The sequence below is a fragment of the Streptococcus sp. HMSC068F04 genome (genome assembly GCF_001837455.1).
Taxonomy (GTDB): Bacteria; Bacillota; Bacilli; order Lactobacillales; family Streptococcaceae; genus Streptococcus; species Streptococcus salivarius_D.
Genome location: NZ_KV832507.1, coordinates 1 through 4,861, shown reverse-complemented (window position 1 = coordinate 4,861; position 4,861 = coordinate 1). Strand labels below are relative to the sequence as shown.

Sequence of the window (4,861 nt, the reverse complement as noted above, 5' to 3'; positions counted from 1 at the left end):
CTCCTTCGGGTTCGGGGGTTCGAATCCCTCTCTCTCCATGTCTAAGAAACTGAATCGGGATAGTCGATATCAAGTACTTAGATGTTTTTTTATAGCATTTTGCTATTGGGGTATAGCCAAGCGGTAAGGCAAGGGACTTTGACTCCCTCATGCGTTGGTTCGAATCCAGCTACCCCAGTAAAAGGTATCGGGTGCATTGGCACCGTCTATGTTAACCATTGTCTTTGCGGGTACCTTTAAAAATATATTGTTATCAAGGGCCAGAATTGGCTGGCTCTTGTTGGAGGATCTTTTTAGAATGAACGAATTTGAAGAATTGCTAAACAGTGTTAGCGAAGTTAACACAGGTGACGTTGTAACAGCTGAAGTTATCTCAGTAGATAATGATCAAGCAAATGTTGTTATCGAAGGAACTGGTATCGAAGGTGTTTTGACACGTCGTGAATTGACAAACGACCGTGACGCAAACGTTGCAGACCTTGTTAAAGTTGGTGAAACACTTGAAGTGCTTGTTCTTCGTCAAGTTGTTGGTAAAGATACTGATACTGTAACTTACCTTGTATCTAAAAAACGCTTGGAAGCTCGCAAAGCTTGGGATAAACTTGTTGGTCGTGAAGAAGAAGTTGTTACTGTTAAAGGAACACGCGCTGTTAAAGGCGGACTTTCAGTTGAATTTGAAGGTCTTCGTGGATTTATTCCAGCTTCAATGATTGATACTCGTTTTGTTCGTAACACTGAACAATTTGTAGGTCAAGAATTTGACGCTAAAATTAAAGAAGTTGATCCAGCTGAAAACCGTTTCATCCTTTCACGTCGTGAAGTTGTTGAAGCAGAAGCTGCAGAAGCTCGTAAAGAAGTCTTCTCTAAACTTGAAGTTGGTTCAATCGTAACTGGTAAAGTTGCTCGTTTGACAAGCTTCGGTGCTTTCATCGACCTTGGTGGTGTTGACGGACTTGTTCACGTGACTGAATTGTCTCACGAACGTAACGTTTCACCTAAATCAGTTGTATCTGTAGGTGATGAAGTTGAAGTTAAAGTTCTTGCTATCGACGAAGAAGCAGGACGTGTATCACTTTCACTTAAAGCAACAACACCTGGACCATGGGATGGTGTTGAACAAAAACTTGCTGCTGGTGATGTTATCGAAGGTAAAGTTAAACGTTTGACTGACTTCGGTGCTTTCGTTGAAGTATTGCCAGGTATCGATGGACTTGTTCACATCTCACAAATTTCACACAAACGTGTTGAAAATCCAAAAGATGTTCTTTCAGTAGGTCAAGATGTTACTGTTAAAGTTCTTGAAGTGAATGCTGATGCAGAACGTGTATCACTTTCAATCAAAGCTCTTGAAGAACGTCCAGCTAACGCTGAAGGCGAAAACAACGAAAAACGTCAATCACGTCCACGTCGTCCAAAACGTCAAGAAAAACGTGACTACGAACTTCCAGAAACTCAATCTGGATTCTCAATGGCGGATCTTTTCGGAGATATCGAATTGTAAGATAAAAAAAGAGGCATGGAAACATGTCTTTTTTTCTATTTTAGAGTATGCTATAATAGTATACTGTTAGCACCCTTAGTGTAATGGATATCACGTAAGATTCCGGTTCTTGAGATAGGGGTTCGATTCCCTTAGGGTGCAAAAATAAAACGTTGGAAGACTGGCTCTTTCAACGTTTTTTGCTGTAATAATCCCTTACTTTATGGCTAATAAACTATAGTAAAGAGTTTATAAAGGATAAATAAATTGATTCTGGAAATCATAGTGGAAAGCTTCATTGTTCTTAACATACGATGACAAGTATGAAGAAATTCTTGTTGATTTTATTTAATAGATGTATGAAGGTTATTAGATAGAAGTGGTGGAGTATCTTACTTGTATTTTCATGGTCTTATTTTAAGCAACTGACTAATTTTTTGCTTTTTATTAAAAAATTTGCTATAATACTCAATATCTCATATTGGGGTCGTTACGGATTCGACAGGCATTATGAGGCATATTCTGCGACTCGTGTGGCGACGTAAACGCTCAGTTAAATATAACTGCAAAAAATACTAATTCTTACGCTGTAGCAGCCTAAACACCTGCTCGCGTGACTTCTAGCAGATTGCTTATGTTTGTTTAGAGGTTTTATTGATTTATAAGCTACGTTTGACCATTGCCTAGCTGGTTGAAAAGAGATTTATAGGCTCGCAGATAGAAGGCTTGAGTTATGTGTCGTCTATCTGTTAAATGAAAGACATAACCTATGGTTGTAGACGAATATGTTGGCAGGTGTTTGGACGTGGGTTCGACTCCCACCGGCTCCATAAAAACCAGAGGCGTCAGCCTTTTATTTGTATATATAGGAATTTATTATGAAAAAACTTTTGTCTTTGACCGTTTTAGGTCTCTCACTTTTTACTCTAGCTGCTTGTGGAAAATCTTCGTCTAAGACAGAGACGAAGGGATCTTTGGATAATGAAGCCTCAAAGATTTTAACCGTTAAGCATGGGAATGTTCGCCAGAACTTTGATAAGATTACCATGGCAAATGCTTCTCAGGAATTTTCAGGAGGCTCAAATCTTGATAGCTTGAAGGGCTGGTTTGGTGAACCCTCATCAACGAGTCAGGAGCAGGCAGGAGATGCTAAGCTTGATGTTTATAATTGGCAGTATGACAATGTTGTTGTTACAGCGAAACTCTTTAACAATAGCACTGTAGTTAAGTCAATTTCAAACTTTTCTTACGTCCGTGATCCTAAAATCACACTGAAGATGTACGAAAATCTTAAAAATGGAACTAGCTATGATGATGCTGTCAAAACGCTTGGTACACCGGATGTTTATTCTATCGCTGTCTCTTCAGATGCAACAATGACACAAGCGCTTTGGTCTTCGAACCTTGTTGCTAAGAAGGGTGAAACAGGTAGCCTTACCCTTAACTTTAAAAATGGTGCCTTGGAAAACAAGTCACAAGCAAATTTGATTAATAAGTAATCGCAGTAAAAGATGCCTTTCTAAATCAATGAAGGCATTTTTTTGTTATAATAAAAGGAGCGATTAAAATTATGGAGATGTAATGACCAAAAAAAGACTATTTTTTATAGGGATAGCCGGTTTAATACTGGTATTCTTATGGCCTCTTTTAAATAACTTCATCCCCTTAATCAAGGAATGGACCAACGCTAAGCATGATCAAGCCTTTTTAAGAGAAGTTTTTAAGCAGGCTAATTTCCAAAATGCACTGATCCTTCTTAGTCTCATGATTCTGTCATCGGCTATTCCTGGAGTTTCAAGTTCTATTTTTTGTATTTTTGTTGGGCTACTCTATGGCCCTTTGCTTGCGATTCCGATGAATATTATTGGTAATACTTTTGGGAATTTAACTAGTTTTGAAATTCTGAGAAGACTTGAAAAGCCAGAGAAGTCCAAACGCATGGAGAAACTTCTAAACTATATTGAGAACTTTAAGCATCGCTTTATTGGGATTTCACTGGCCTTCTCTATTCCATTTATACCATCAGCTCTGGTCAATTATGCTTGTGTTCAAATGAATTTACCCACAAGGACGAGGATTTTGGCGACACTTATTGGAGTGACGCCAGTATCGATTGTTTATGCAGTTAGTGGAGATTTGTTGCTTAATATCCGTCCAATCCGAATGCCATTAGTGGCAGTACTTGCCATCTTGCTTTTTATCTCACTCGTCATTTACTTTATCCATTTTAGGAAGGAAAAAAATGAGCTTCATTCAAGTAACTAAAGAAGAATTTAACACCTATGAGTTTGTCCTTAGTGTTAGTCCGTTTCAAAGAGAGATTAGAAATTAAGGAGGTAAGTTGATGAAACTTGCATTATTGGGTACAGGAATGATTGTGACAGAGGTTCTTCCTGTGTTAACGACTATTGAGGGCATTGAGCTTGAAGCTATCTTGTCGACACCACGCTCACTTGATAAGGCAGAAGCCCTAGCTAAGCAATATGGTTTGTCTCAGGCGACTAGTGATTATGAGTTAATTTTGTCCAATCCAGAAGTCGATACGATTTATGTGGGAACGCCCAACCATACCCACTATGATTATGCTAAGAAAGCACTTTTGGCCGGCAAGCATGTTATCTGTGAGAAACCCTTCACCTTACATTTGAAAGAGTTTGAAGAGCTAGCTAAGCTTGCTCAAGAAAAAGAGCTTCTCTTGATGGAGGCTATTACCAATCAATATTTGGCTAATTTTACAGCGATTAAGGAAGCCTTGTCTGATATTGGAGATGTTAAGATTGTGAATATCAATTATTCTCAATATTCGTCACGTTATGACGCCTTTAAGCGAGGAGAGATTGCTCCTGCCTTCAACCCTGAAATGGGTGGGGGAGCACTTAGAGATCTTAATATCTATAATATCCATCTCCTGGTTGGCCTTTTTGGAAAGCCTCATCGTGTGGAATATCTACCTAATGTGGAGCGAGGAGTGGATACGTCAGGAATTCTAGTTTTGGACTATGGTCACTTTAAGGCTGTTGCCATTGGAGCTAAAGATTGTAGTGCGGAGATTCGTTCAACTATACAAGGTGATAAGGGCGCTATTACAATTTTTGGTGCAACCAATACTCTTCCTGAGATTGGAGTCACTCTCAATGGTCAGAAAGAGAGAGTCGTCAATCTCAATAGTCCACAACATCGTATGCATGATGAATTTGTGGCTTTTGAAAAGATGGTGGCTACTAAGGATTTTGACAGTGTTGCCAAGCAGTTGGAACATAGTCGTCAGGTTATGGAAGTTCTGGATCAAGCTTCGAAAGCTTTGTAACAAACTAAAAAACAAGCAGTGGTATTGGCCATTGCTTGTTTTGTCGGCTCTTTGTCAACTGTAGTGGGTGACGA

Annotated in this window: 4 protein-coding genes, 2 tRNA genes and 1 other RNA gene; all 7 read left to right on the top strand. The window is 39.1% G+C overall.

What is annotated here, in order from left to right; translation table 11 throughout:
- The first annotated feature begins 106 nt into the window (after positions 1 to 106).
- The 7 genes from HMPREF2571_RS06765 (at position 107) to HMPREF2571_RS06735 (ending at position 4,787) form a co-directional block, all read left to right on the top strand.
- A tRNA-Gln gene (locus HMPREF2571_RS06765) sits at positions 107 to 178 on the top strand.
- Positions 179 to 298: 120 nt separating this feature from the next.
- A complete protein-coding gene (rpsA, locus tag HMPREF2571_RS06760; RefSeq protein WP_003094841.1) occupies positions 299 to 1,501 on the top strand; it encodes a 30S ribosomal protein S1 in 1,203 nt (400 codons plus the stop codon).
- A 69-nt stretch (positions 1,502 to 1,570) separates the two neighbouring features.
- Positions 1,571 to 1,642, top strand: a tRNA-Arg gene (locus HMPREF2571_RS06755).
- A 321-nt stretch (positions 1,643 to 1,963) separates the two neighbouring features.
- Positions 1,964 to 2,313: a transfer-messenger RNA gene (gene ssrA / locus HMPREF2571_RS06750) on the top strand.
- A gap of 45 nt (positions 2,314 to 2,358) precedes the next feature.
- Positions 2,359 to 2,979 (top strand): DUF3862 domain-containing protein, encoded by a 621-nt coding sequence (locus HMPREF2571_RS06745; protein WP_002885892.1) that lies wholly within the window; start codon positions 2,359 to 2,361, stop codon positions 2,977 to 2,979.
- Positions 2,980 to 3,061: 82 nt separating this feature from the next.
- Positions 3,062 to 3,745, top strand: a complete 684-nt coding sequence (locus HMPREF2571_RS06740; RefSeq protein WP_014633415.1) for a TVP38/TMEM64 family protein — start codon at positions 3,062 to 3,064, stop codon at positions 3,743 to 3,745.
- Between the two features lie 79 nt (positions 3,746 to 3,824).
- A complete protein-coding gene (locus HMPREF2571_RS06735; RefSeq protein ID WP_014633414.1) occupies positions 3,825 to 4,787 on the top strand; it encodes a Gfo/Idh/MocA family protein in 963 nt (320 codons plus the stop codon).
- Positions 4,788 to 4,861: the final 74 nt, after the last annotated feature.

Excerpts from the sequence above, each read along its gene's own strand:
- rpsA (WP_003094841.1), top strand. The coding sequence starts at position 299 with ATGAACGAATTTGAAGAATTGCTAAACAGTGTTAGCGAAGTTAACACA.
- HMPREF2571_RS06740 (WP_014633415.1), top strand. The coding sequence starts at position 3,062 with ATGACCAAAAAAAGACTATTTTTTATAGGGATAGCCGGTTTAATACTG.
- HMPREF2571_RS06745 (WP_002885892.1), top strand. The coding sequence starts at position 2,359 with ATGAAAAAACTTTTGTCTTTGACCGTTTTAGGTCTCTCACTTTTTACT.
- HMPREF2571_RS06735 (WP_014633414.1), top strand. The coding sequence starts at position 3,825 with ATGAAACTTGCATTATTGGGTACAGGAATGATTGTGACAGAGGTTCTT.